This is a genomic window from Pseudomonas sp. WS 5011 (assembly GCF_012985775.1).
Classification (GTDB): domain Bacteria; phylum Pseudomonadota; class Gammaproteobacteria; order Pseudomonadales; family Pseudomonadaceae; genus Aquipseudomonas; species Aquipseudomonas peli.
On the sequence record NZ_JAAQXA010000005.1, the window covers coordinates 122484 to 148424 of the forward strand.

Below are 25941 nucleotides of genomic sequence, written 5' to 3' on the forward strand. Positions count from 1 at the left end.
ATCAGGCACTCCGTTGTAGTGGAAGCGCCTGCGGGCGCGGCAGGCGGATCAGAAAGCGCGTACCGCGCCCAGGCTCGGACGCTGCGCGGATCTGCCCGCCGTGGTCCTGGATGATCTTGTAGCTGATCGATAGCCCCAGGCCGGTGCCCTGGCCCACCGGTTTGGTGGTAAAGAACGGATCGAAGATGCGCGCCAGCACTTCAGGTGGCATACCACGACCGGAATCCTGCACGGAAAGGCACACGGCACTGTCGTCGGCCCAGGTTTTCACCAGGATCTGACCGAAGCCGTCGATGGCCTGGGCGGCGTTGTTGAGCAGGTTGAGCAGCACCTGGTTGATCTGCGACGGCGCACAGGGAATGCGTGGCAGTTCACCCAATTGCAAGATGGTTTCGGCCTTGTCCTTGATGCCGTTACGGGCAATCACCAAGGCGCTGCGGATGCACTCATTGAGATCGACCTCCTCGCTCATGGCGCGGTCCAGGCGGGCGAAATCCTTCAGCCCGACCACCAGCTCGGCAATCTGCTCCAGGCCATAGAGGGTGTCGCTGAACAGCTGGGTAAAATCCTCCAACAGCAGTTCCGGAGCAGCTTTAGTGCGGGCTTCGGCGGCAACCTCCAGGGCCATGGCCATGTGTGCCTCATCACAGGTCGGATCGTTCAGGCAATCGCCCAGAGCAGCCTGCGCCTCGGCCAGTTCAAACAGCGGCGCACTCAGTTCGCGCAGTAGCTGCACATTGTTTTTCACATAACCCAGCGGGGTATTCAGCTCGTGGGCGACGCCGGCGACCATCTGCCCCAGGGATGCCATCTTTTCTGACTGTACCAGTTGAGCCTGCGATTCCTTGAGCTCAACAAGCGCCTTGCGCAGCACCAAATTGCGCTGGGCGATGCGCGCCTCCATGGCCTTGAGCAGATCGAGCACAGTGCCCAGACCGCGATACAGGCCTTGGGCGTCGACCAGGATAAAGTCCTCAGTAATCGGGTACTGCAACTGCCCGGTGATCTGCTTGGCCGCATCCTCCAAACTAGTCTCCAAGCTGACCACCAGCGGTGCCGCATTCATCACCTCTTGCACCGCGTGACGGCCGCGCAAATCGCGACCGAAGCGCTGCATAAAGATGTCCTGCAAGGTGGTGCGACTGACCAGGCCCAGTGGCCGGCCGGCGCTATCTACAATGGGCAGCGAGAGAAAAGCTTTGAGCTCCGGCGTCAGAAGACGATCCGCCACATCGGCGATGCTCATGTCTGCAGCCAACGGCGTAACCGGCTTGAGCAAGCGCGTGAGCGCGCTGGCAGTGGTCATGGGCAGACTCCCTGTGCGTTGGAAAGCCGCCATTCAACCAGCGCCAAGTTGCCGCCATGTGACAGTCATCACATTTAACCCCGCACGCCAGAGCCTTGCGCGCCTCCCTTCGAAACGCTGTTGCCGTTTAATTACCGACTGCCGCGCGCTATGGTGGCTGCTCAACTCTGCAAGGATGGTGTTATGACCTGGTATATCTGGCTGTTCATACTTCTGGTATTGGGCTCCATCGTGGGCGGCTTGATGGTGCTGCTGCGCACCGCCAAACCACTGCCCTTGAGCGAGGAACAGCTGACAAAGATTCACCAGCGTGAACGCGAACAGGCAGCCAAGGACGCTGACCAGCGCTAACCCCCTCACAAGGATGTTTCATGCCACTGCATCTGCGCCTGCTGCTCCCCGCCCTGTGCCTGGCAAGTGGGTTTGCCCTGGGTTATATCCACCTGGCGGGGTTGGCCGCTGGAGCCGCACTCGGTGCATGGCTGTTGTATGCCGAAAAGCACCTACACCCAGCACTGTGGACCGGACTGAGCCTGCTGGCCTGCATCGCCTTTGCCGCACACCTCGTTCCAGGCTTTAGCGCCACACCGTTATGGTCGCCACGCCAACTCAGCGTCGATGCCGCGCCATACGTACTGCGCCTGTCCTGGGACAAGTTGCTGGTCGGTGTCACGCTGCTGGCCTGGTGGCTGGGGCAGAAAACGCCGAGCAAGCCACTGTCCAAAAACGTCTGGCTCACCGCCGCACTGACGTTGCTCGGTGTACCGCTGATGGCGTTGGCGCTAGGCTTGGTGGGCTGGCAGCCGAAATGGCCAGACGGGCTTTGGCTGTGGTTGGCGGTCAACCTGGGAGTGGCCGTGCTGGCCGAAGAATTACTGTTTCGCGGCTTGTTGCAGCGCCACCTGGTCAGTTGGCTCGGTGCCTGGGCGGGGATCGGCCTAACGACGCTGCTGTTTGCCGCGGTGCACCTGCCCTTCAGTCCTTTATTCGCTGTGGTCGCCGGGGTCGCCGGACTGGGCTATGGGTTGATTTTTCACTTCAGCGGACGCATCAGCCTGGCCATCGCCCTGCATGGTGCAGTTAATGTGCTGCACCTGCTGCTGCTGAGCTATCCGTTGCGCGCGGCATGACCGCAACCTGATAGCGGCTAAAAATCGCTTCCAACTGGCCGCTATCGCGCAGCGGCTCATACAGCGCCACAAACTGCTCAGGCGTGATCGGCGACTGCGGGCGTAACAGCACGTGATGGCGATAGCGCTGGTCGGCACGCTCGGAAATTAACAACTGCCCTGCATATTGCCGATTACGCTCCAGAAAATCCCCAATGTAGGAGCGCGTGACCAGGGCGATCTCCGCCCGTTCGTGCAATACCATCAACAGATTGCTTTCGTGGGAATGGGTCAAGGTGGCGTTAAAGGTCTTGGTCAGGTGTTCAGGCGAGGAATCAAAGCCGGCAAAGGCATAGTGATAGCCATGATAGAGGGCCAAGCGCTTGTCTTTGAGCGAGTCAAAATAGTCTTGACCACGTTTCGCCTTTACGCGGGCGACAAACACTTCAGAGTCTTCCAGCCCCATGTCCAAGGCAACATGTGGGACGTTCTGCCAGCCCCAACCGGGGTTCTCGAAAATCGCCAGGTCGATACGCTGCTGCTTGAAATCACGAAAGCGCCGCTTAACCGCGGTTGGCACCATGACAAAGTGGAAATCCGTTTGGGCCTGATTCAGTGCCACGACCAACTCTTCGAGCAAGCCGGTGGAGCGCGTCTGCTCGGCTTTGAACACATAAGGTGGGAAGTACACAGAGGCCACGCGCACTTCCTGCGCGGCCATAAGTGGCCCGGCGAGCAACAACGCCAAACCCGTGCCCAGCACTCTGATTACTCTGCGTCCTAAGAACCCCATTTGACGACAACTTCCTTATTTTTTGAGTATCCGCAGCCTACCCCAGGAAAATCTGACCGAACAGAGCGTTTTCAGTCATTTATAAGTGCTGATGCGTCACGCAGATGGTAGCGATTAAGCAACTTATCCAGCTGTTTATCACGGTTGAGTTGCTCAAGCAGCAGGGCAAAAGTGTGTGGCTCTATCGTCGACTCCGGACGGAAGAGTGCTTGGTGCTGGTATATCTGATCGACTCGCTGGGAAACCAGCAATGCGCTGCTTTGCTCAGGGTAGAGCTGCTGATACGTGCGTAGGTATGAACGTGTCACGACGGCGACATCGGCGCGACCGCGCAGCAGCATGATCAGATTACTGTCGTGGGAATAGGTCAACACCGCGTTGAATGCATGGGTTAAAAACTGTTTGTCCGAGTTAAAACCGGCAAAACCATAGTGATAGCCGCTGTACAGGGCCATCCGTTTACCCGCGAACTCGTCGAAATAATGCTCATCACGACCTGGCTGCCGACGTGCCACATAGACTTCGGCATCTTCGACACGCAGGTCCAGCGCAGTGTGCGGGGTATCCTGCCAGCCCCAAACTGGGGACTCGAACAGCATCAGGTCGAAACGACCACTTTGCAGATCGCGATAACGCCGCATGGCTGAGGTCGCGACCAGGCTGAAGCGGTAGTCGCTTTGCATCTGATTGAGTGCCTGCAGCAATTCGGGCAACAGCCCACCAGGGCGCTCGCTTTCGGGTTTAATCACATAAGGCGGGAAATGGTAGGCCCCCACTCGTACATCTTCTGCGGCCTGCACAGCGCACACCGCAGAAAACATCAATCCGAGCAGTACCCACCGTAACAACGCGGCCACACAGCGAACCTCAGAAAAAACGCAGCGACTTCTTCCGTGACCTAAGACACCAGTAATCCATTGGCGCCAAAATACTATCAATAGGCCATGTAGCGTAGCTGAATTTCCTCAAGCGTCCTTTAGTACCAGCGACAGGGCCTCTTCGGCCAGTTGATCAAGAGTCATGGGGCCTTCAGGACGGAACCAGGTTGTGGTCCAACTCAGCGCACCCGTCAGCAGGCGCCGCAGAATAAACGGGTCAGCTTTGAAGTAACCGGCCGCCTTTGCCTCGCCCAACACCTGCAGCCAAAGCTGCTCATAGTTATCGCGCAGCTCCAGAATAAAGGCCTGGCCTGGCTCTGACAGCGAACGCCATTCGTACACCAGCACCGCCATGGCCTCACCGGTGCCGCCCATGATCGATTGCAACTCGCAGCGAATCAGCGCCAGCACGCGGCCGCGCAGGTCCGTCGCTTCGGCCAGCGAAGCCTGCATCAACGCGGTGTTGTAGCGGATGGTTTCTTCCATCACCGAACGCAGGATCTCGTCCTTACTCTTGAAGTGATGAAAGATGCTGCCGGACTGAATGCCCACGGCACTGGCCAGATCACGCACCGTGGTGCGTTCATAACCCTTGCTGCGAAACAGGTGTGCTGCGGTTTGCAGCAGCTTGCCACGTGCGCTGTCCGGATCGGTGATCTGTCCGCTGGCCACCAGTTGCTGCATTACCGCCTGCGCTTGTTGATCATCCACGCTAAGTACTCTCCAACTCTCTTTATGCCTCGGGCCAAGCGGCCCAGCCTGCAATTGCACGCTGGCTCTCAGCTGGTTTACCCAAGTGCTTGTCGTTATTAGTGAAATTTATGCTGCGCCAGCCACCCAAGCAAGCGCTTGGCCACACTTTAGGTTAGAAAGATTCGCCCCAGGGCTTTTCAACCAAGCGCTTGCTTGGTAGCCTTCGATTCACCTTATTCATGTGTTGCGGACCTATTCCAATGACTAAAACCGTACGCATCGGCTGCGCTTCCGCCTTCTGGGGCGACACCAGCACCGCCGCCGCCCAGCTGGTACAGGGCACCGAACTGGACTACCTGGTATTCGACTACCTGGCCGAAGTGACCATGTCGATCATGGCTGGCGCGCGGATGAAGAAGCCGGATGAAGGCTACGCCCGCGACTTTGTTGAAGTGCTGACACCGCTGCTAGGCGAGATCGCCGCGAAGAACATCCGCGTGATCAGCAACGCTGGCGGCGTCAACCCAAGCGCCTGCGCTGCTGCCCTGGCCGCTGCCTGTGAGCAAGCCGGGGTCAACCTGAAGATTGCCGTACTGCACGGCGACAACCTGCAACCCAAGCTCGGTGAGCTGGCCAAGGCTGGCACCGTGGAAATGTTCAGCGGCGCACCACTGCCCCCCTTCTGCGTCTCGGTCAACGCTTACCTGGGCGCGCCCGGCATTGTCGAAGCCCTAAAGCTGGGTGCAGATATCGTCATCACCGGCCGCGTGGTCGACAGCGCCGTGGTCAGCGCCGCGCTGGTGCATGAATTCGGTTGGCGCTGGAGCGACTACGACCATCTCGCTCAGGCCGCACTGGCCGGGCATATCATCGAATGCGGCGCGCAGTGCACCGGCGGCAACTTCACCGACTGGGAAAGCGTGCCGGACTACGAACATATCGGTTTCCCCGTGGTGGAAGTGGCAGCCGACGGCAGTTTTGTCGTGACCAAGCCGGAAGGTTCCGGCGGCTTGGTCACGCCTTTTACCGTGGGCGAGCAGATGCTCTATGAAATCGGCGACCCAAGGGCCTATTACCTGCCTGATGTGCTCTGCGATTTCACCCAGGTGCAATTGAGCCAGGTCGGCGACAACCGTGTGCAGCTGAAAGGCGCGCGCGGCCTGCCGCCAACTGATCAGTACAAAGTCAGCGCCACCCACCCGGACGGTTTCCGTTGTACCGCCAGCTGCTTGATGGCTGGTATCGATGCGGTAAAGAAAGCCCAGCGGGTCAGCCAGGCGATCATCAACAAGACCGAAGAAATGTTCGTCGAGCGCGGCTGGGGGCCTTACAAGGAAGTCAGCATCGAGCTGCTGGGTTCCGAAGCCACCTACGGCCCGCGTGGCCAGCGCACCGACACCCGCGAGATCGTGATCAAGATCGCCGTGCGCCATGCCAAGAAAGAAGCGCTGATCCTGTTCTCCCGCGAAATCGCCCAGGCAGCCACCGGCATGGCACCGGGACTGACCGGCATCGTCGGTGGTCGCCCTACGGTTTACCCGGTAATCCGCCTGTTCAGCTTTCTCACTGACAAAGGCGCCTGCGCCATGGAAGTGGAACTGAACGGCGAACGCACACCGGTCGCACTGCCGCAGATCACGGTGCTGGACAGCGCGCAGATTGCTGCCGATATCGCCGCCCCGCAGCCAAGCGGCCAGGCCGACGCCTGCGTACCGCTGATCAAGTTGGCTGTAGCGCGCTCTGGCGACAAGGGCAACCACAGCAATATTGGTGTAATGGCCAGAAAGCCCGATTACTTGGCCTGGATCGCCGCTGCGCTAACCGAGGGAGCCGTGGCCGAATGGATGCAGCACGCGCTCGACCCGCAAAACGGCAAGGTTAGCCGCTGGTATCTGCCCGGCAGCCATAGCCTGAACTTCCTGCTGGAGAACGCCCTGGGCGGCGGCGGCGTAGCCTCCTTGCGCATCGACCCGCAAGGCAAGGCCTTCGCCCAACAGTTGCTGGAATTCCCGATACCGGTGCCCAAGGCGCTGGCCGCTAGCCTCGAACAAGGACAATAACAATGAGCTACGACTCGGTGTTTAAACCCGGCCTCTTTAGCGGCCAGACCATCATGGTAACCGGTGGCGGCAGCGGCATTGGCCGTTGTACCGCCCATGAACTGGCGAACCTGGGTGCCCATGTGGTGCTGGTCGGGCGCAAGTTGGAAAAGCTCGAAGCCACCTGCGGCGAGATCATCGAAGACGGCGGCAGCGCCAGCTTTCAGGTCTGCGATATCCGTGATGAAGAAGCGGTCAAAGCCATGGTCAAAACCGTGGTCGCCGAGCGCGGGCAGATCCATCACCTGGTCAACAACGCTGGCGGCCAGTTCCCTGCGCCGCTGATCGGCATCAATCAGAAAGGCTTCGAGACCGTGGTGCGCACCAACCTGGTCGGCGGTTTTCTGATCGCCAAGGAAGTCTTTCTGCAGAGCATGAGCAAACATGGCGGCAGCATCGTCAATATGCTCGCCGATATGTGGGGCGGCATGCCCGGCATGGGCCACTCCGGCGCCGCGCGCGCCGGGATGGAGAACTTCACCAAGACCGCCGCCTACGAATGGGGCCACGCCGGGGTGCGGGTGAACGCCGTGGCACCGGGCTGGATCGCCTCAAGCGGCATGGACACCTACCCAGAATCGATGAAGAACATGATCCGCTCGCTCAAGGATCACGTACCGCTGCAACGCATTGGCAGCGAATCGGAAGTGGCCGCCGCCATCGTCTTCCTGCTCACGCCAGGCGCCAATTTCATCAGCGGCAATACCATCCGCATCGACGGCGCCGCAAGCCAGGGCACCCGTGCCTGGACCCTGGGCAAGGCGAAGAACAGCGAAACCTATAACGGCTTCCATCGGGCCTACGTGCCTGACGTACTCAAGGGCGAGGAGTAACGCCATGCCGGTTATCCACTCCGAAATTGACGTGCATGGCGAGGAGTTCGCCAAGAACCGCGAAGTCATGCTCGCTGCCGTCGACAGCTTTCGCCAGATCGAACAGAACTGCCTGAACAAGGCTGCCGAGGCCAAAGCCAAATTTGAAAAGCGCGGCCAGTTGCTGCCGCGTGAGCGCCTTAACCTGCTGCTCGACCCCGGCGCGCCCTTTCTTGAACTGTCGTCGCTGGCTGGCTACAAGTTGCATGACGACAAAGACGGCACCCAGGCCGGCGGCGGGATTATTTCCGGCATCGGCTATATCGCCGGCGTGCGCTGCCTGGTCACTGCCAGCAATAGCGCGATCAAGGGCGGTACCATCTCCCCTACCGGGCTGAAAAAGACCCTGCGCCTGCAGCAAATCGCCTTCGAGAACAAACTGCCGGTGGTGGCGCTGACCGAAAGCGGCGGCGCCAACCTCAACTACGCCGCCGATATCTTCGTCGAAGGCGCACGCGGCTTTGCCAACCAGGCGCGCATGTCAGCCATGGGTTTGCCGCAAATCACCGTGGTGCACGGTTCCAGCACTGCTGGTGGGGCCTATCAGCCAGGGCTGTCGGATTACGTGGTAGTGGTACGCGGCAAGGCCAAGATGTTCCTTGCCGGCCCGCCCTTGTTGAAAGCTGCCACCGGCGAAATCGCCACCGATGAGCAACTGGGCGGCGCCGAGATGCACGCCCAGGTCGCCGGCACCGCCGAATACCTGGCGGAAAATGACGCCGATGGCGTGCGCATCGCCCGCGAAATTCTCGCCATGCTGCCGTGGAATGCCCAACTACCGGCGCGCCCAGCCAAGGCCTACAGCGAGCCGCTGTACCCGGTCGAAGAGTTGCTCGGTTTGGTGCCGGCAGACGCCAAGAAACCCTACGACGTACGCGAAATTATCGCCCGTATCGCCGACGGTTCGGCCTTTCTCGACTTCAAGAACGAATTCGACAACCAAACCGTCTGCGGCCACTTGCAGATCGAAGGCCAGCCCTGCGGCTTTATCGGCAACAACGGCCCGATCACCCCACAAGGTGCGGCCAAGGCGGCGCAGTTTATCCAGCTGTGCGAGCAGAGCAACACACCGATCCTGTTCTTCCACAACACCACCGGCTTTATGGTCGGCACCGAGTCGGAACAGCTCGGCGTGATCAAGCACGGCTCGAAGATGATCCAGGCCGTGGCCAACGCCACCGTGCCGAAACTGACCATCGTCGTTGGTGGCTCGTATGGGGCCGGCAACTACGCCATGTGCGGCCGTGGTCTGGACCCGCGCTTTATCTTCGCCTGGCCCAACAGCAAAACCGCGGTAATGGGCGGCGCCCAGGCCGGCAAGGTGCTGCGCATCGTCACTGAGGACAAGCACGCTAAGGAAGGCAAGGAAGCCGATCCGAAGATGCTCGACATGCTCGAGCAAGTCACTGCGCAAAAACTCGACAGTCAGTCCACCGCGCTCTATGGCACCGCCAGCCTGTGGGACGACGGCCTGATCGACCCGCGCGATACGCGCAAGCTGCTCGGCTACCTGCTGGATATCTGTGCCGAAGCCGCTGTTCGCCCGCTCAAATCAAACACCTTTGGCGTAGCCCGCCTGTAACTTTTCGGAGAACAAGACATGATCTTCACCCAAGAACACGAAGAGCTGCGCCGCACGGTCCGTAACTTTGTCGACAAGGAAATCAACCCGCACGTCGAGCAATGGGAAAAGGACGGCCGCTTCCCGATCCACGATATTTTCAAGAAAGCCGGCGACCTCGGCCTGCTGGGCATCTCCAAACCGGAGAAATTCGGCGGCATGGGCCTGGACTACAGCTACTCGATCGTCGCGGCCGAAGAATTCGGCACCATCATCTGCGGCGGCATTCCGATGTCCATAGGCGTGCAGACCGATATGTGCACCCCAGCCCTGGCACGCTTCGGCTCCGATGAGCTGCGCGAAGAATTCCTCAAACCGGCAATTACCGGCGAGATGGTCGGCTGTATCGGCGTTTCCGAAGTCGGCGCCGGCTCGGATGTCGCCGGGCTGAAAACCACTGCCAAGAAAGACGGCAGTGACTATGTGATCAACGGCAGCAAGATGTGGATCACCAACTCCCCGTCCGCTGACTTTATCTGCCTGTTGGCCAATACCAGCGACGACAAACCGCACGTCAATAAATCGCTGATCATGGTGCCTATGAACACCCCAGGCATCACCCTCAGCCCGCATCTGGACAAACTCGGCATGCGCAGTTCGGAGACCGCTCAGGTGTTCTTCGACAACGTACGCGTGCCGCAGCGCAATCGCATCGGCCACGAAGGCGCAGGCTTCATGATGCAGATGCTGCAGTTCCAAGAAGAGCGCCTGTTCGGCGCGGCCAACATGATCAAGGGCCTGGAACACTGCATCAACGCCACCATCGATTACTGCAAAGAGCGCAAAACTTTCGGCAATGCGCTGATCGACAACCAGGTCATCCACTTCCGCATGGCCGAGTTGCAGACCGAAATCGAATGCCTGCGCGCCCTGGTCTACCAGGCCACTGAGCAATACGTGCGCGGCCGCGATGTAACTAACCTGGCCTCGATGGCCAAGCTCAAGGCCGGCCGCCTAGGTCGTGAAGTCACCGACAGCTGCCTGCAGTACTGGGGCGGCATGGGCTACATGTGGGAAAACCCGGTGGCCCGCGCCTACCGCGACGTACGCCTGGTGAGCATCGGCGGCGGCGCCGACGAAATCATGCTGGGCATTATCTGCAAGCTGATGGGCATTCTGCCTGGCAAGAAGAAAGGCTGAGGACGCGACCATGGCCGCTCTACCGAACTGCGAAACCCTGCTGCTAAGCCTCGACGCCGGTGTGCTGCACATCACCCTCAACCGCCCGGACAGCCGCAACGCCATGAGCCTGGCCATGGTCAGCGAATTGCGCGCGGTGCTGGAAAGCCTGCGCGTAGACCCTCGCGTGCGTGCCATTGTCCTGCGCGGTGCCGGTGGGCATTTCTGCGCCGGTGGCGATATCAAGGATATGGCCGGTGCCAGAGCGGCCGGTGGCGATGCCTACCGCAGCCTTAATCGCGCCTTCGGCAGCTTGCTGGAAGAAGCGCAAAACACGCCGCAGGTGCTGATCGCCGTGCTCGAAGGCGCAGTGCTCGGCGGCGGTTTCGGCCTGGCCTGCGTCTCGGATATCGCCATCTGCCAGCAGGACGCCAAGTTCGGCCTGCCGGAAACCACCCTGGGCATTCTCCCGGCGCAGATCGCACCCTTTGTGGTGCGGCGCATCGGCCTGACCCAGACCCGCCGTCTGGCCCTTACTGCCGCCCGCTTCAATGGCAGCGAGGCCGAACGCCTGGGTCTGGTGCATTTCAGCGAAGCCGATAGCGAAGCCGTCGACGCCCGTTTGCACCAGGTACTTAGCCAGGTGCGCCAATGCGCGCCCCAGGCCAATGCCCAGACCAAAGCCCTGCTACTGGCCGCCGAACACGAAGCCCTTGGCCCGTTACTGGACCGCGCCGCCGAACAGTTTGCCGCAGCGGTAACCGGCGCCGAAGGTATCGAGGGCACCATGGCCTTTATGCAGAAACGTGCGCCTAAGTGGGCTGCTGAATAAGCCCACTACAACATGACCTGATTGCCAGATTTACGACCCCAGCAGGAGCACACAGATGCCCGCCTTTAACAAAATCCTGATCGCCAACCGTGGGGAAATCGCCTGCCGGGTGATGCGCACCGCCCAGGACCTCGGCTACCGCACCGTGGCCGTCTACTCAGAAGCCGACGCCGGTGCACGCCATGTGCAGGAAGCCGATGAAGCTGTGTGCATCGGCCCAGCCCAGGTCAACCAGTCCTATCTCGTCATCGACAACATTATCAAGGCAGCGCAAAAAACCGGGGCCGACGCGATCCACCCTGGCTACGGCTTTCTCTCCGAGAATGCGGACTTCGCCCGCGCCTGTGAGGCGGCCGGCATCGTGTTTATCGGCCCGACCGTGGAAGCCATCCACCTGATGGGCAGCAAGCGCCTGTCGAAAATCGCCATGCTTGAAGCAGGCGTGCCGTGCATTCCCGGTTTTGAGGGCGCTGCCCAAGACGACGAAACCCTGAGCCGCGAGGCCGGGCGTATTGGCTACCCACTGATGATCAAGGCCAGTGCTGGCGGCGGTGGCCGTGGCATGCGTCTGGTACACGAATCCAGCGAGCTGCTGGCGCAGATTCGTACCGCCCGCTCCGAGGCGCAGAATGCCTTCGGCTCCGGCGAGCTGATTCTCGAGCGCGCGGTAATTCAGCCACGCCATGTGGAAATCCAGGTGTTCGGCGATCAGCACGGCAGCATCGTTTATCTCGGCGAGCGCGACTGCTCGGTGCAGCGTCGCCACCAGAAAGTGGTCGAGGAAGCGCCCTGCCCGGTGATGACACCCGAGCTGCGCCAGGCCATGGGCGAGGCGGCGGTGAAGGCTGCGGCATCAGTGAACTACGTCGGCGCCGGCACCGTGGAATTTCTCCTCGATCAGAGCGGCGAGTTCTTCTTTCTGGAAATGAACACCCGTCTACAGGTGGAGCATCCGGTCACCGAACTGATCACCGGCCAGGACCTGGTAGCCTGGCAGATTCGCGTCGCCGAAGGCCAGCCGCTACCGCTTAAGCAAGACGAGATTCGCCTTACCGGCCACGCCATGGAAGTGCGCCTGTACGCCGAAGACGCCACGCAGAATTTCCTGCCGCAAACCGGCACCGCCCTGCGCTGGGAGCCGGCGCTACGCGATGGCATTCGCATCGACCACGGCCTGGTCGAAGGCCAAGCGATTACGCCGTTCTACGACCCGATGCTGGCCAAGGTCATCGCCTATGGCGCCACCCGCGAAGAAGCGCGGCGCAAGCTGGTGCGTGCGGTTGAGGATTGCGTGCTGCTGGGCGTCAACGGCAACCAGCGCTTTCTCGCCAACCTGCTCAGCCACCCCGAGTTTGCCGCCGGCAATGCCACCACCGCGTTTATCGCCGAGCATTTCGCCAGCGACCCAAGCCTAAGCCCGCAGCCGCCCAAAGCCAGCGAACTGGCCGCCGCAGCCGCCCTGCTGTTCCAGCAATCGGCAACTGCCCGCGCGCACCAACCGGGCCTCTCCGGCTGGCGCAATGCTGGCAGCGCGCCATGGCGCTTTCTGCTCAAGCAGGGCGAACAGGCATTTACCGTGGAGCTGCAAGTGCTGGGCGACGGCCCACAGCCCAGCCTGCTGGCCACGATTGGCGAACAGCAGGTCAGCCTTAAGCTGCTGGCCAGCGACGGTCGTTGGGCCACCCTGGAGCTGGACGGCATTCGCCAGCGTCTGGCCTATCACCTAGCCGGCGAAAACCTCTGGCTGTACGGCCACAACGGCAATCTGCAGCTCACCGATATCACCCACCTGCCGGTCAGCAGCGCCGCCGGCGCCGGCTCGGGCAGCGTCAAGGCGCCGATGGATGGGGCGATTGTCGAGGTTCTGGTGGAAGAAGGCGCCAGCGTCAGCAAAGGCCAACTGCTGGTGGTGCTGGAAGCGATGAAGATGGAACACCCGCTCAAGGCCAGCATCGACGGTGTGGTACGGCGGATTGGCGTCAGCCGTGGCGATCAGGTGAAGAACCGCCAGCTGCTGGTGGAAATCGAAGCCAGCGAAGCCTGATGCCCTCGCCCATATAACAACAAGACACGGAGCACGCATTATGTCACTGCAAGGCAAAACCCTGTTTATCACCGGCGCCAGCCGCGGCATCGGCCGTGAAATCGCCCTGCGCGCTGCGCGTGAGGGGGCCAATATCGTGATTGCGGCAAAAAGCGCTGAGCCCCATACCAAGCTGCCCGGCACCATCCACTCGGTGGCCGCCGAAGTCGAGGAAGTGGGCGGCAAGGCCCTGGCCCTGCAAGTGGATGTGCGTGACGAAAACGCGGTAAAAGCCGCCATGGCCCAGGCAGCCGAGCACTTTGGCGGCATCGACGCGCTGATCAACAACGCCGGCGCCATCAAGCTGGTGGGTGTAGAGAAACTCGAAACCAAGCGTTTCGACCTGATGTTCCAGATCAACACACGCGCAGTGATGGTCTGCAGCCAGGCCGCATTGCCGTACTTGAAGCAGAGCAAGGGCCATATTCTCAGCCTGTCGCCGCCGCTTAACCTCGACCCCAAGTGGTTCGCCAACTATGGCCCCTACACCACCACCAAGTACGGCATGAGCATGCTGACCTTGGGCATGCATGAAGAATTCAAGAAGTACGGCATCAGCGTCAACTCGCTGTGGCCGAAGACGGTGATCGCCACCGCCGCCATCGAGTTCGAGGCCGGCGGCCCGGCGGTTATGAAGGCCGCACGCCTGCCGGCGATCATGGCCGATGCCGCCCATGCCATCCTGTCCAGCAGCGAACGCAGCATCAGCGGGCGCCTGCTGATCGACGAGGAAATCCTCCGTGAGCAGGGCCAGAGCGACTTCAAGCAGTACCGCTATGACCCGGCCGGCAAACTGATGACCGACCTGTTTATCGACTAGCCGCCCTTCCCCTACCATTTACCGCCATCCAAACGACATGGGGTGGAGAGCAAGCCTGAGCTAGTACCCACGTACAAATTAAATCAGGCACAATGCCATCACACGCCGTATGCAGGGAGCAACGACATGGCCGTCCCCTGCTATACCGCACACATAAAACGTGTCGTATTGCTCGCCTGGCTCTGGCCTGGCATCTCAGGGGAAACCATGAATCAAGCCTTCCGTATCGTATGGAACCACGTCCGCAATGCCTTTGTGGTGGTCGATGAACACGCCAGTGCTCGTGGCAAACGCAGTGGCGGCGGGCAAATTCTCGCAGGTGTTGGCCTCAGCTTGCTGACAACTGGCGCGCAAGCTGTTGTGTTTTCCTGCCCTGGGGCCAGTACAACCATCAGCACTGCAGAAACTGCACGGTGCAACTTACCCACCAACGGCAGCCTGAGCGTTACCAATAGCGGCAGCATTAACGTAAATGGCGATCCAGCCGTGTTCAGCTTTGACAGCTTTGGCACGATCAGCAACGCTGGCAGCATCATCAATACAGGCGGCAGCGATTATGAGGATGGCTCCGCTATTCTGTTGCGCGCAGGGGAAGGCGCGGAAAGCGGCGAAAGCTTAAACAACCTGGCTGGAGCTCTCATTCAGGGCAGCGTCGCGGGCATCACCCTGGATGCTTTCCAATACACGTTAGCCGTCGATAAAATCAGCAACGCGGGCACCATCACAGGCGGAATCGGTATCTTTGCGACAGGGGATACGACTCTCGGCGAACTCGAAAACAGCGGTTCCATTAACGGCACAGGTATCAATGGTGTCGGTATTGGCCTTGATCCCGATGCAGTCATCAGTTCGATCAGCAATAGCGGCACCATTAATGGCAGTCTGGTCGGCATTGAACTTGTGGGCGGGGCGATCGGCACACTCAATAACAGCGGCACCATATCCGGCACGGAATATGCCATTAGAGATCAAAGCCCTAGTGGTATCTCAGCTCTCAACATAACTGGTGATAGCGCACGTCTTGTGGGCGATGTTATGGCTGAAAGCAGCATCCTCACGCTCAAATCAGGTGCAGTTTTCAGCACTGAACATGCCATTAGCGTGGACCGTTTCGTCATCGAGAGTGGTGCCACACTCAAGATGGGCGCAGGAACCAGCAGCAGTCTTTTTTTGAGTGAAGGCCTTTCGACATTCAACGGTTTTAGCAACGCAGGCACCCTTAGTCTGGCCGCTGGAGCTACCGGTACCGTCCATGGCGACTACACCCAAGCTGCGAGCGGTAGGCTACAGATCGGCGTAGCCAGCGACAGCACCTACGGCAAGCTGGTGGTCGACGGCAGTGCCACTCTGGCGAGCAACGCCAAGATCGCCGTTGATGTCAGCAACCCCAGCTACAGTTTCAATGCAACGAGCCTGCAGGACGTGCTCAGTGCCACGACCCTTAACAGTGACGGCACCTTCAGCGTCAGCGACAACTCGCTGCTGTTCAACTTCGGCGCTGTGAAAGACGGCAACACCGTCGACCTGACTCTAACCAAAGCCGCCAGCGTGCTGGACAGCGTCATCAGCACTGGCAACAACCCAGCACAAGGCGCAGCCCAAGTACTCGACAATGTGCTGGGCGCAGATCCAAATGGTGAGTTGGCATCCAATTTCGTCGGTCTGACCAGCGAACAGGAAGTTTCCGACGCCGTCACCTCCACCCTGCCCACCGCCGCCGGCAATGCCAGCAATGCCACCAGCAGTACCCTTGCAGGCATCAACCGAGTGGTTCAAGCGCATCAGGACAACAACAGTGGCCTTTCCTCAGGTGACGCCATTACCGAGGGGAACCTGTGGGTCAAAACCTTCGGCTCCTGGGCCGAACAAGAAGAGCGGAGCGGTATCTCCGGTTACGACGCAAATACCAAAGGACTGGTTATCGGTGCCGATACTGCGGTGTCTGAGTTCGCCCGCCTCGGCCTGGCCTTCGCCTACGCGCAGACGGATCTGGACAACAACTCACGCATTGCTCCTCAGGATGCACAGATCGATACCTTCCAGCTGATTGGCTACGGCAGCTATGCCCTAAGCGCTGACACCGAACTGAACTTCCAGCTTGATGCTGGCCAGAATCGCACCGACGGCAAGCGCCATATGCCCTTCGCCGACGCCACCGCCAAGGCCGACTACGACGGCTACAACATTCATGCTGGGCTCGGCATTGGTCACAACATACGCCTTTCCGAACAACTGACCTTCGTGCCTTCCGCGCGCGCCGACTACACCTGGATCAGCACCGATTCCTACCATGAGAAAGGCGCTGGAGCTCTCAATCTGGATGTCGACAGCAACGACAGCGAGGAGCTGCTGCTTAGCATCGACGGTAAACTCAACTACAGCCTGAGTGAAGCCACTGTAATGAGCGCCAATATTGGTGCCGGCTATGACGTGATCGACGAAGACAGTGCTATCACCTCAACCTACGCCGGTGCACCGGGCGCGGCTTTCAGAACCCCGGGTATGGATATTGAGCCCTGGCTAGCCCGCGCCGGCCTGGGTCTGACCCATACCCTGGCCGGAGGCACTGAAGTCAGCCTGCGCTACGATGCCGAAACGCGCAGCGACTTCACCAACCAGGGCGCTTCGCTCAAGGCGCGCTGGGCGTTCTAAAGGGCTCCGTGTGAATGCAAAAGGCCACGACTCAAGTCGCGGCCTTTGCGCTTATAAGCCAGGCATACTCAATTGCCTCGAAATATCGATAACAGAAATGGCACGACAATCCATACCACCGATTGAAAGTCAGCTATTGCGCGGCCTATCTGACTTGCGCGCGATGCACGCTAGATAAGGATTTCATCCCTATATGCGCCGAAGTCACCTCCTGCTGTTGCTCGGCACAACACTACTCGCAGCCTGCGCCTCCGTGCCCAGCCCTGAAGCGCGTCGCCAGCAAGCCTCCGCACTAGCACAAGAGCAGCATTGGCAGGCGCTGCAACTGCAAGCGGGGATCTTTCGCCTGCAGGCCTATGTAACACCAACTCAAAACGAAGAGTTGACGATCTATCTGGAAGGTGACGGCTTTGCCTGGCTCAATTCTCGCCGCCCCTCAAGCGACCCAACGCCACTCGACCCCATCGCATTACGCCTGGCTCTGGCACAGCCAAGCGGCAATGCCGCCTACCTGGGAAGACCCTGTCAGTATCTGGAGGCAGAACGATCGCCCTGCCAGAAACGTTATTGGACTGACGCTCGCTTCGCCGAAGAGGTGGTACACAGCCTTGACCTGGCCGCAGACCAATTGAAAGCACAGGCCGCCGCACAGCGTCTGGTGCTGGTCGGTTATTCCGGCGGCGGAGCCCTGGCACTGCTGCTGGCAGCGCGGCGTGAGGATGTGACGCGGGTGATAACGGTCGCAGGAAATCTTGACCATGCGGCCTGGACTGACCACCACCGAGTCACGCCACTGCATAACTCGCTTAACCCGGCCACGCTTCGCGCGAGTTTGGCGAGCGTTGAGCAGATCCATCTAGCGGGTGAACAGGATCGGGTGATACCACCTACGTTGGTCAACGCCTTCGTCGCCGATTACCCATCCAACCATCGTGCCGAGGTCAAGGTGCTGCCGGGTTATAGCCATAACTGCTGCTGGGCACAGAATTGGCCACAGCTGTGGCAAATGATCACCCAGTAATCACCGGCTCAATCCAAGGAAAGACCAGTAAAACCCACGCTAAGGTAATAGCTGCTGACGAAAGAAAGCCGCGTACCCCTGCTGCGCTGCCACCTCGGTCTGCGCTCGCTCATAGAGCTGCAGATACCGCACGGCTGCGGTGCGGGAGAATGCTGAGTAGAGCTGCATGTGCTCCTTGGGCAACGGCAGCAGGCGAATGCTGTCTTGCATGCTCAGGTGTTGCACCTGATAGCGCACGGCCAAGTCGTCGGGGTAGTAGAACGCCTCCAGGCGCCCGGCCTGGAGCATTTTTAGGCTCTGGTTCAATACGTTGCTGCTGCTCAGGGTTTGCAGCTGTAAGCGTGGGTCACGCAGCATGGGCGAGCGGTAACCGTCCTGCCAGGCGCCTAAACGCAAGGGCAGCAGTTGTTCGACCGAGTCAACCCGCTGCAGAGGGTGCTCACGGGCCACCAGCAGCAACGGTTGCACCACCACAAAGGGCTGTGCCGGGTAGACCAGCGTCGCTTCACGCTCCGGAGTCTTGGCCAGGATCAGTGCCATATCCAGCTGATCACGCTGCAGCATCTGTAACAGCCGCGACAGTGGATAACGTTGATAACTCACCGCTTTAAGCTGCATACGCTCGGCAATTTTCTCGAAGTAGGCAATCGCCGTCCCTTCAGTATCGGCCTGCCCTGGCAACGGCGTATGAGGCGGCAGGTCGAAGTAGCCAACGCGCAGGCTGTCGGCACTCGCCAACGGGGCCAGCAGGATCAGCGCAAAGAGGATAAACACAGGCGTTGTAGCTGAAACACGGCGAGTTGTTCTCATGCACAAACCTTAGGGTAAACGCTGTTGAACCGAACGCTATGGATAGTCTAGCCGCAGGCCAGCTTCAGTGGCTTGCCGACCTGCAAAAACACCAATCTGGCGTTTCAGCTCAGCCGCCAGGGCGGATTCAGACGATTTTCGCCGGCGTGATAGAGACACAGCGGATTGCCATCTGGGTCCTGCAGGTAGGCCTCGCGCCATAGCCAGGGCTGGTCGGTCGGCAGCATGCTGAACACGATGCCAAGGGTCTGCAGGTGGGCGACAGTCTGATCCAGTGCAGCGCATTCAAAGTAAATCAGCGTTTGGCTGGCCGGCACCTTTTCGACCCGACTCAGGGAAAAGCTGGCCTGGCCATCCGGGCAACAGAACCGCGCATAGTCCGGCAGGCTCTCGACAATCAGTTGCAACCCCAGTTGCTGGTAAAAGCTTATCGCGCGTGGCACATCGGTGACCGCAACAGTCACTTGATTCAGGTTCATCGTCGGCTCCTCAGCATTAAGCATTCCCTGTAATGCCACACCCCGAATGGCTCGGCAACGGCCTGTACAGTTATTTGCCGAGCTGCCTTGTCCGGCATGCGCCACAGCCATGGCAGCGCTATCGGACGACGGCTAGAGTGGCACTTCGCCCCCGCAGAACAACCATAAGCGCGAGAGCCATGAGCCAGACCGATCTGATTTCCCCGCTGCGTTTTCTAACCCGCCTACCGCAGCACCTGCCGCGAGTGCCGCGTATGTTGCGCGGCCTGTATTACGCCGGTATTCGCAACCGCGAGAAGAACCTCTCCCTGGCCTGGGCACTGGAACGGGCAGCGCAGCAACATCCTGAGCGCCCGGCGCTGCTGGATGAGTCGCGCAGTCTCAGTTATGCCCAGTTCAACGCCTGGGCCAACCGCCTGGCATGGGCCTTTAAGGCCGAAGGCGTGCGTCATGGCAGCGTGGTGGCGGTGATGCTGGAAAACCGCCTGGAGCTGCTGGCGATCCTCGCGGCGTTGAGCAAACTCGGTGCGGTCGGTGCCCTGGTCAACACCACCCAACGCGGCAAGGTGCTGGCCCACAGCCTGAATCTGGTCAAACCAGGCTTTATGCTGATCGGCGAAGAACTACTCGTCGCCTTCAATGAGGTGGCCGAGCAACTCGACAACCCGCAGACGCCACGCTACTGGGTAGCCGATCAGGATTGCCTAAGCGATGCCGGCCAGGCACCGGCTGGCTGGACCAACCTGATGCAACTGGCGCGCAGCCAGGCCAGTGATAACCCGCCTGATAGCGCCAAGGTGCAGATGAAGGACCCTTGTTTTCTTATCTACACCTCCGGCACCACCGGCCTGCCCAAAGCTTCGATCATGAGCCACGGCAAATGGATCAAGGCCTACGGCGGCTTCGGTCATTCCGGGCTGACCCTGAACAACCAGGACGTGCTCTACCTGACCCTACCCTGCTACCACAACAACGCCGTCACCGTGTGCTGGAGCGCCGCGCTGGCTGGCGGCGCGGCCATCGCCCTGCGCCGCAAGTTCTCCGCCAGCGCCTTCTGGCCAGATGTGCAGCGCTATCAAGCCACCTGCTTCGGCTATATCGGCGAACTGTGTCGCTACCTGCTCAACCAGCCCGAGTGCGCTGCGGAGAAGCACAACAGCCTGCGCTGCATGATCGGCAATGGCCTGCGGCCCTCGATCTGGAGCGAGTTCAAGGCGCGCTTCGGCGTTGAGCAGATCACCGAGTTCTATGCCTCCAGCGAAGGCAATATCGGCTTTACCAACGTATTCAACTTCGACAACACCGTGGGCTTCTCCCCCGCCACCTACGCCATCGTGCGCTACGACCTGGAGAACGACTGCGCCATCCGCACCGCAAAGGGTTTTCTGCAGAAAGCCGACAAGGGCGAGCCGGGTTTGCTGATCAGCGAGATCAGCGCCAAGTGGCCGTTCGACGGCTACACCGACCCGGCCAAGAGCGAAGCGGCGATCCTGCGCAACGTGTTCAAGAAGGGTGATGCCTGGTTTAACACCGGCGACCTGATGCGCGATATCGGCTGCAAGCACGCGCAATTCGTCGACCGCCTGGGCGACACCTTCCGCTGGAAAGGCGAAAACGTCTCCACCACCGAGGTGGAGAACGTCCTCGGTGCCTTCCCAGGCGTCGAGGATGCAGTGGTCTACGGCGTGGAAATCCCTGGCACCAATGGCCGCTGCGGCATGGCCGCGCTGCGTCTGAGTGAAGGCCAGCAACTGGATAGCGCCGCCCTTGCCGCGTACCTGGATGGAGAATTACCGGTGTATGCCACGCCGCTGTTTATCCGCCTGCTGGGCGAGGTAGAAACCACCGGCACCTTCAAATATAAGAAGACCGACCTCAAGCAGGCCGCCTACAACCCCGCAGTCGTGCAGGAGCCGCTGTGGGTGCGCCTGCCAGGCGAGCAGCGCTTTACCCCACTGGATCAGACGCTGTTCGCCGCCATTGGCGAGCAAGCCTATCGCTTCTGATTGCCGGCAGCAGGCGGGCTATCAACGCTGCCTGCTACTGTTTGAACTCGAACTGCAACTGCGCGCCTTCCACCGATTGCCAGTAGTCGTCATCGCGCTCGTTGGTGATCAGCTTGCCATTGAGTTGAAAGGGCTCCTCTTTCTTATCCTTGTCGCCAAACATCGGCGGCAATAACGGGATCGACAGGTCGCTGAGCGGTGCAACCGGCTGCAGGGGATCAAACACATCAGTGCGCAGTTTCAGATCCAGCGGCGCTTTCTGTTCAGCGGGCTCGGGCTTGCTTGCAACCACAGCAGGTTTCGACTTGGTAGGTGCCGCTACCGCAGGTTTGGCTTCAACAGCCTTGGGCTGTGCAGGCTTGCTCACAACGGGCGCCGGTTCGGCCTTGTCCGCTTTGCTGGGAACCACGGTTTGCGCCGGTTGCGCCTTGGCGGTTTCAACCTTGGGCATTGCAGGAGGGTTGGTACTTTGCTCGCAGGCCACCAGTGACAGCATTGTCAGCAGCAGCGCGAGGCTTCGAATAGGCAACATGGGCAGGTACAAAGGCAGTGACACAAGCCGCTATGCTGGCCCCCCCCCCCACGCTGGCAAGCGCGCAATACGTACGGCAGGTAACAGCGCGCTAAGAGTCAGCCGACGGCCACCGGTGTCGATGGCCGCCAGCGACTTACCTATTCGGCCTTATTCAGCCGATTGCAGTTGCTGCAATTGCGCGTCGATATCCAGCTCCGGGTGCTCACGCATCAGCTGTAACAGCAAGGCATCGGCTTCATCCGTCCAACCATCACGGCGCAATTTGAGTAAGCGTTGCAACTCGCTGCGCAGTTGCTGTTCGGCCTGACTGCCAGCTGCGTCTGCGGCTTTTTCGGGGGCTGATACCGCAGGCGCACGGGCTGCTTGTGGCAGTTGCTCATGCAACGCATCGGCTGCGGACTCTTCGTGCAACAGCTGATTGGAGGCATCGGCCGAAAGCTTCTTCTCGGCCTTGGCGGCATCGGCACTGTAGCCCTGGATCACCGGTGCAGGCTGCGCCGCACGCGAGCGTTCTTCCTCATCAGCCACCACAGCGGACTCTGCCAGCGGCGCGGGCATCGGTGCAGATTGTGGGACCATCCTCGCCGCAGCCGGCGACATCGATGCGCCGCTGGGCACGGCATCGAAGGCATCCGGTGCTTGCTCGAAGGTGCGCCAAGTCAGGCTCACGACAATCCCCAGGCACGCGACCCCGGCCAACGCCACCGACCAGCGTTGCCGACCACCTGCGCCGAACAGCCAGTTGTGCAGGCGCGCGCTCAGGCCAGGTTTGGCTTCGGTTGTAGCCGCGCGGCGCGCTGCTGCGCTGGCCGCCGCGAGAATCTGCGCATCCAGTTGCGCACTGGGCGCGCCGCCGCTGTGCTGGCGGAAATGCTCCAGCATCTGCAGTTCCTGTTCATCGAGCCTATGTTGATCGTGGTTCATACGGACAACTCCTCGGCGGCCGGGTCAGCCAGCAGCCGACGTAACTTCTGCAGGGCATAGCGCAAACGGCTTTTCACCGTTTCTGTAGGTATCTGGGTCAGCTCGGCAATCTCGGTCAGTTCCAGATCACCGTGGGCGCGCAGCAGAAACACTTCGCGCTGCTCCGCTGGTAAATCCGCCAGAGCGGCCTCTAAACGCTGCTGATCGCGGCTCAGGCTGAGCTGTTGCTCAGGTCCCGGCTGCGGGTCGTGCGGGGCATGCTGCTGTTCATCGTACTCAGCATGCCCCGCCTGGTGACGACCGTGCTTGCGCCAGGTGTCGATCAACCGGTTGCGGCCGATCTGGTACAGCCAGGTCTTGAACAGCACGCTATCGCGCTGTTCGCTCTGGCTGCGGATCAAGCTCATCCAGGTGTCCTGAAACACCTCTTCGGCCAGGGCGTGGTCGCCGCACAAGCCCAATAGAAAGCGAAACAGGCCGAGCCGGTGACGCTCATACAACTCGGCAAAAGCCGCCGCATCACCGCGGCGGTAACGCCGCAACAAGGCGGCGTCGTCATCCGTGAGGGGTCGATTCACTGCTGTACTCGTGCGGTCGTGGAAAGATTCGACGCAGTTTGCAGGCTCTGCGCCAGTTCCACCAGTTGTACGAACTCGCCGCGCAGACCGAAGCGGTCATCGCCTTTGGCGTTACGCGCCAGCTCGGCGCTGTCGGCCACGCTGAAGCGCCCGGTGTAGGTATCGCCCTTGAGCTGCTGAGCAAAGGCGGCCACAGCGGCGGCAAAGCGCAGGTCTTCACTGGCCTGGCTGACGGCACGTACATCAGAGGCCTGAATCGGTTGCTCCAACAGTTTGCTGACGTCCTGCCCTGGCGTCTTGTAGCGAATGCGCAGCCAGGCCAGTTCGCCCGCCGGGCTGTCCGCCTTGGCCGCTTGCTGATAGCGCAGCGGTTCCAGCCAGCCCTTTCCGCCCACCGGCACCACTTCATACAGCGCGGTTACCGTGTGGCCCGCGCCGATTTCACCGGCATCGACTTTGTCGTTACTGAAGTCCTCACGCTTCAGCGCGCGGTTCTCGTAGCCCAGCAGACGGTACTCGCTGACCTCAGCCGGGTTGAACTCGACCTGGATCTTCACATCGCGGGCCACCGTCGCCAGGGTCGAGCTGAGCTGATCAACCAGCACCTTGCGCGCCTCGCGCAGGTTGTCGATATAGGCGTAGTTACCGTCGCCAGCGTCGGCCAGTTGCTCCATCAACTGCTCGTTGTAATTATCGGTACCAAAGCCCAGGGTGGTCATGGAGACGCCGGTTTTGCGCTTGTCGGCGGCCAGTTGCTTGAGCGCTTCGAAATCGCTGATGCCGACATTGAAGTCGCCATCGGTAGCCAGCAGGATGCGGTTGATGCCGCCGTCGATAAAGCCCTGCTGCGCCTGCTGGTAGGCCAGCTGAATGCCCGACTCGCCCGCCGTTGAACCGCCCGCCGTAAGCTGGTCGATAGCCGCGCGGATCTTGGCTTTATCACTGCCGGATGTTGGCTGCAGCACCACGCTGGATGAGCCGGCGTAAACCACCAGCGACACTTTGTCCTGGGCGCGCAGCTGCTCGACCAGCAGCTTCAAGGTGCTTTGCACCATGGGCAGGCCATCGCGGCGATCCATCGAGCCGGAGACATCCACCAGAAACACCAGATTGGCCGGCGGCAGCTCGTCTACCCGCAGATCCGAAGCCTTGATGGCGATACGCAGCAGGCGGCTCTCCGGGTTCCACGGCGTGGCCGCGAGCTCAGTGTGCACGCCAAACGGCACATCGCCCTTGGGCAGCGGATAGGCGTAGGGGAAGTAGTTGACCAGCTCCTCCAGTCGTACCGCATCTTGCGGCGGCAGCTGCCCACCATTGAGGAAACGCCGCACATTGGCGTAGCTGCCAGTGTCTACATCAATGCTGAAGGTCGACACCGGGGCCTCGGTGACGGCATGCACCGGGTTGTCGGCCAGTTTCTGATACTGCTCGCGGTTCTCCTCGCGGCTCTTCCCCAAGTAAGCAGGCGGCAAGGCATCAGCCTGTGCAGACATCGGCATAGGCGCATAGGCCACGCTGGGCATCACGGCGCCGCCCGCCACCTGGCTTTTGCGTTGCAACTCAGCGGGGGCAGCGGCCAGCTGTTCATGCAATTCGGCCCGTTCACGCTTATGGGCCTGATCGCTGAGCTTCGGGCTGCCAGCCTCGGTGGTCGGCGCTTCGGGATTGGCGGCGCTGCACGCACCAAGGATGATCAATACGCCTGCGGCAAAACCGGCAAGCAGAGGACGGGTAAGCAATACGGGATAAGCAGACATGGGCGCATCTCCTGAGCGATCGAACAAACCATTCGCTCAGGTAGACGCAGAGGTGTCGGCATACGGGTTAATGGATGATGCAAAGGCACAAACAATGCGCTGGCAATACTAGGAACTGTCACTCGAGCCGCTCGCGCTCAAAACGATGGCGTGGGTGCGTGCGATAACCCGTACTGGTTCTTAAGACGCTGCAAAAAAGCGGCTTCGTCCTGCAAAAACTGGTTGAACTGAACAATCACCTGCGGCTGCGTACGCGTGGAGAGGAAAAATTGCGGCCGATAATGCGGCATGCGTTTGTTCAACACGAGTTTGTCGCTATGCGGGACATCGTTCATGCGCTGATACCAATTGAGCGCGCTTTCTTCGTAGAAAATACCGCCCACACGGCCGTGGCGAGCCAGGGCTAAAAGGCTTTCCTGAGTGTTTGCGAACTGCAATTGGATGACACCCTTCGCGATCTCAGTTTTGTAGGGCCAGGCATCGAACCCCCTGACTGTGGCAATCGCTGCCAACTGCGCGAGCGATTTATCGCGGTTGGCCGGCAACACGAACAAGCCCTCCAGCGCCTGATAAACGGTGTCGCTGTAAGTGATGACGCTGTCCTTGCGCATATCCCGCTGCCAAAGCGGATTATCAGGGAACTTGAAGTCCAGCTCGTCTGTGGTGAAGAAGTTGCGGTACAGGCGCCTGACCGGCAGAACGACGTACTGGAAGCGGTGGCCATATTTAATGGCGAAGCGGTCCAGTACATCGCGGCCATAGCCTCGGTACTGCACCGACGTCCCGTCATAAATCGGGTAAAAGTTGATCGCCTCAACCCCAACGGTGAAGTCGTCACTACGGGCGCTCTGTAGACCAACCAACAGGCAGAGTAGCGCAACAATCGTCCTCACCAAATTCTCCGCCTAAGGTGCCTCACTGACGATTTCAAGCGTAGCGCAGCGATGGCTAAAA

Annotated in this window: 23 protein-coding genes; 12 read left to right on the top strand and 11 right to left on the bottom strand. The window is 60.4% G+C overall.

Features of this window, described 5'->3' with window-relative positions; translation table 11 throughout:
* Window position 1: 1 nt before the first annotated feature.
* Entirely contained in the window at window positions 2-1306 is a 1305-nt protein-coding gene (locus HBN63_RS07560) for an ATP-binding protein (RefSeq protein ID WP_170048979.1), read from the bottom strand.
* A 183-nt stretch (window positions 1307-1489) separates the two neighbouring features.
* Here HBN63_RS07560 and HBN63_RS07565 point away from each other — a divergent pair, with 183 nt between their 5' ends.
* Window positions 1490-1657, top strand: coding sequence for a DUF2897 family protein (locus tag HBN63_RS07565; protein ID WP_090247932.1), 168 nt, complete (start codon window positions 1490-1492; stop codon window positions 1655-1657).
* 20 nt (window positions 1658-1677) lie between these two features.
* Window positions 1678-2436, top strand: coding sequence for a CPBP family intramembrane glutamic endopeptidase (locus HBN63_RS07570; protein WP_170048980.1), 759 nt, complete (start codon window positions 1678-1680; stop codon window positions 2434-2436).
* Here the strand turns inward: HBN63_RS07570 and HBN63_RS07575 are convergent.
* The 3 genes from HBN63_RS07575 to HBN63_RS07585 form a co-directional block, all read right to left on the bottom strand.
* On the bottom strand, window positions 2387-3136 hold the full coding sequence (locus HBN63_RS07575; RefSeq protein WP_262498910.1) for an amino acid ABC transporter substrate-binding protein: 750 nt from the start codon (window positions 3134-3136) through the stop codon (window positions 2387-2389). The two genes, HBN63_RS07570 and HBN63_RS07575, sit on opposite strands and share 50 nt — an antisense overlap.
* Window positions 3137-3279: 143 nt before the next feature.
* Window positions 3280-4065: an ABC transporter substrate-binding protein gene (locus tag HBN63_RS07580; RefSeq protein ID WP_345940475.1), complete on the bottom strand. Its 786-nt coding sequence runs from the start codon at window positions 4063-4065 to the stop codon at window positions 3280-3282.
* A gap of 108 nt (window positions 4066-4173) precedes the next feature.
* Window positions 4174-4797, bottom strand: coding sequence for a TetR/AcrR family transcriptional regulator (locus HBN63_RS07585; RefSeq protein WP_179960907.1), 624 nt, complete (start codon window positions 4795-4797; stop codon window positions 4174-4176).
* 242 nt (window positions 4798-5039) lie between these two features.
* On the opposite strand from HBN63_RS07585, the gene HBN63_RS07590 reads away from it, so the two are divergent.
* From HBN63_RS07590 to HBN63_RS07630, 9 genes are all read left to right on the top strand, one after another.
* Window positions 5040-6839, top strand: a complete 1800-nt coding sequence (locus HBN63_RS07590) for an acyclic terpene utilization AtuA family protein (RefSeq protein WP_170048982.1) — start codon at window positions 5040-5042, stop codon at window positions 6837-6839.
* Window positions 6840-6841: 2 nt separating this feature from the next.
* Window positions 6842-7711, top strand: a complete 870-nt coding sequence (locus HBN63_RS07595; RefSeq protein WP_170048983.1) for an SDR family oxidoreductase — start codon at window positions 6842-6844, stop codon at window positions 7709-7711.
* A 4-nt stretch (window positions 7712-7715) separates the two neighbouring features.
* Entirely contained in the window at window positions 7716-9332 is a 1617-nt protein-coding gene (gene atuC / locus HBN63_RS07600) for a geranyl-CoA carboxylase subunit beta (protein WP_170048984.1), read from the top strand.
* An 18-nt stretch (window positions 9333-9350) separates the two neighbouring features.
* Window positions 9351-10511: a citronellyl-CoA dehydrogenase gene (gene atuD, locus HBN63_RS07605; RefSeq protein WP_170048985.1), complete on the top strand. Its 1161-nt coding sequence runs from the start codon at window positions 9351-9353 to the stop codon at window positions 10509-10511.
* A gap of 10 nt (window positions 10512-10521) precedes the next feature.
* On the top strand, window positions 10522-11322 hold the full coding sequence (locus HBN63_RS07610) for an enoyl-CoA hydratase-related protein (RefSeq protein WP_170048986.1): 801 nt from the start codon (window positions 10522-10524) through the stop codon (window positions 11320-11322).
* Window positions 11323-11377: 55 nt separating this feature from the next.
* On the top strand, window positions 11378-13366 hold the full coding sequence (locus HBN63_RS07615) for an acetyl/propionyl/methylcrotonyl-CoA carboxylase subunit alpha (RefSeq protein ID WP_170048987.1): 1989 nt from the start codon (window positions 11378-11380) through the stop codon (window positions 13364-13366).
* Window positions 13367-13406: 40 nt separating this feature from the next.
* A complete protein-coding gene (locus HBN63_RS07620) occupies window positions 13407-14225 on the top strand; it encodes an NAD(P)-dependent oxidoreductase (RefSeq protein WP_170048988.1) in 819 nt (272 codons plus the stop codon).
* A 207-nt stretch (window positions 14226-14432) separates the two neighbouring features.
* Window positions 14433-16877, top strand: coding sequence for an autotransporter domain-containing protein (locus HBN63_RS21675; protein ID WP_170048989.1), 2445 nt, complete (start codon window positions 14433-14435; stop codon window positions 16875-16877).
* Between the two features lie 193 nt (window positions 16878-17070).
* Window positions 17071-17898, top strand: a complete 828-nt coding sequence (locus HBN63_RS07630; RefSeq protein WP_170048990.1) for a dienelactone hydrolase family protein — start codon at window positions 17071-17073, stop codon at window positions 17896-17898.
* A gap of 39 nt (window positions 17899-17937) precedes the next feature.
* Here the strand turns inward: HBN63_RS07630 and HBN63_RS07635 are convergent, their stop codons facing one another.
* Both HBN63_RS07635 and HBN63_RS07640 read right to left on the bottom strand, forming a co-directional pair.
* Window positions 17938-18708 carry a transporter substrate-binding domain-containing protein gene (locus HBN63_RS07635; protein WP_170048991.1) on the bottom strand — a complete coding sequence of 257 codons (771 nt, stop codon included), beginning with the start codon at window positions 18706-18708 and terminating at the stop codon, window positions 17938-17940.
* Between the two features lie 104 nt (window positions 18709-18812).
* A complete protein-coding gene (locus HBN63_RS07640; protein ID WP_170048992.1) occupies window positions 18813-19187 on the bottom strand; it encodes a VOC family protein in 375 nt (124 codons plus the stop codon).
* A 179-nt stretch (window positions 19188-19366) separates the two neighbouring features.
* On the opposite strand from HBN63_RS07640, the gene HBN63_RS07645 reads away from it, so the two are divergent.
* Complete coding sequence (locus HBN63_RS07645) at window positions 19367-21193, top strand: long-chain-acyl-CoA synthetase (protein ID WP_170048993.1); 1827 nt, start codon at window positions 19367-19369, stop codon at window positions 21191-21193.
* Between the two features lie 34 nt (window positions 21194-21227).
* Here the strand turns inward: HBN63_RS07645 and HBN63_RS07650 are convergent, their stop codons facing one another.
* The 5 genes from HBN63_RS07650 to HBN63_RS07670 form a co-directional block, all read right to left on the bottom strand.
* A complete protein-coding gene (locus tag HBN63_RS07650; RefSeq protein WP_170048994.1) occupies window positions 21228-21725 on the bottom strand; it encodes a hypothetical protein in 498 nt (165 codons plus the stop codon).
* A 150-nt stretch (window positions 21726-21875) separates the two neighbouring features.
* Window positions 21876-22652 (bottom strand): hypothetical protein, encoded by a 777-nt coding sequence (locus HBN63_RS07655; protein ID WP_170048995.1) that lies wholly within the window; start codon window positions 22650-22652, stop codon window positions 21876-21878.
* A complete protein-coding gene (locus HBN63_RS07660; protein ID WP_170048996.1) occupies window positions 22649-23230 on the bottom strand; it encodes an RNA polymerase sigma factor in 582 nt (193 codons plus the stop codon). The genes HBN63_RS07655 and HBN63_RS07660 overlap by 4 nt, the downstream gene beginning before the upstream one ends.
* On the bottom strand, window positions 23227-24987 hold the full coding sequence (locus HBN63_RS07665) for a VWA domain-containing protein (protein ID WP_170048997.1): 1761 nt from the start codon (window positions 24985-24987) through the stop codon (window positions 23227-23229). Before HBN63_RS07665 ends, HBN63_RS07660 begins: the two co-directional genes overlap by 4 nt.
* A gap of 137 nt (window positions 24988-25124) precedes the next feature.
* Window positions 25125-25880 carry a hypothetical protein gene (locus HBN63_RS07670; protein WP_170048998.1) on the bottom strand — a complete coding sequence of 252 codons (756 nt, stop codon included), beginning with the start codon at window positions 25878-25880 and terminating at the stop codon, window positions 25125-25127.
* Between the last annotated feature and the right edge of the window lie 61 nt (window positions 25881-25941).

Coding starts and splice junctions, on each gene's coding strand:
- atuD (WP_170048985.1), top strand. CDS start 9,351: ATGATCTTCACCCAAGAACACGAAGAGCTGCGCCGCACGGTCCGTAAC.
- HBN63_RS07620 (WP_170048988.1), top strand. CDS start 13,407: ATGTCACTGCAAGGCAAAACCCTGTTTATCACCGGCGCCAGCCGCGGC.
- HBN63_RS07640 (WP_170048992.1), bottom strand. CDS start 19,187: ATGAACCTGAATCAAGTGACTGTTGCGGTCACCGATGTGCCACGCGCG.
- HBN63_RS07615 (WP_170048987.1), top strand. CDS start 11,378: ATGCCCGCCTTTAACAAAATCCTGATCGCCAACCGTGGGGAAATCGCC.
- HBN63_RS07560 (WP_170048979.1), bottom strand. CDS start 1,306: ATGACCACTGCCAGCGCGCTCACGCGCTTGCTCAAGCCGGTTACGCCG.
- HBN63_RS07565 (WP_090247932.1), top strand. CDS start 1,490: ATGACCTGGTATATCTGGCTGTTCATACTTCTGGTATTGGGCTCCATC.
- HBN63_RS21675 (WP_170048989.1), top strand. CDS start 14,433: ATGAATCAAGCCTTCCGTATCGTATGGAACCACGTCCGCAATGCCTTT.
- HBN63_RS07665 (WP_170048997.1), bottom strand. CDS start 24,987: ATGTCTGCTTATCCCGTATTGCTTACCCGTCCTCTGCTTGCCGGTTTT.
- HBN63_RS07630 (WP_170048990.1), top strand. CDS start 17,071: ATGCGCCGAAGTCACCTCCTGCTGTTGCTCGGCACAACACTACTCGCA.
- HBN63_RS07570 (WP_170048980.1), top strand. CDS start 1,678: ATGCCACTGCATCTGCGCCTGCTGCTCCCCGCCCTGTGCCTGGCAAGT.
- HBN63_RS07610 (WP_170048986.1), top strand. CDS start 10,522: ATGGCCGCTCTACCGAACTGCGAAACCCTGCTGCTAAGCCTCGACGCC.
- HBN63_RS07575 (WP_262498910.1), bottom strand. CDS start 3,136: ATGGCCGCGCAGGAAGTGCGCGTGGCCTCTGTGTACTTCCCACCTTAT.
- HBN63_RS07595 (WP_170048983.1), top strand. CDS start 6,842: ATGAGCTACGACTCGGTGTTTAAACCCGGCCTCTTTAGCGGCCAGACC.
- HBN63_RS07590 (WP_170048982.1), top strand. CDS start 5,040: ATGACTAAAACCGTACGCATCGGCTGCGCTTCCGCCTTCTGGGGCGAC.
- HBN63_RS07650 (WP_170048994.1), bottom strand. CDS start 21,725: ATGTTGCCTATTCGAAGCCTCGCGCTGCTGCTGACAATGCTGTCACTG.
- atuC (WP_170048984.1), top strand. CDS start 7,716: ATGCCGGTTATCCACTCCGAAATTGACGTGCATGGCGAGGAGTTCGCC.
- HBN63_RS07645 (WP_170048993.1), top strand. CDS start 19,367: ATGAGCCAGACCGATCTGATTTCCCCGCTGCGTTTTCTAACCCGCCTA.
- HBN63_RS07635 (WP_170048991.1), bottom strand. CDS start 18,708: ATGAGAACAACTCGCCGTGTTTCAGCTACAACGCCTGTGTTTATCCTC.
- HBN63_RS07655 (WP_170048995.1), bottom strand. CDS start 22,652: ATGAACCACGATCAACATAGGCTCGATGAACAGGAACTGCAGATGCTG.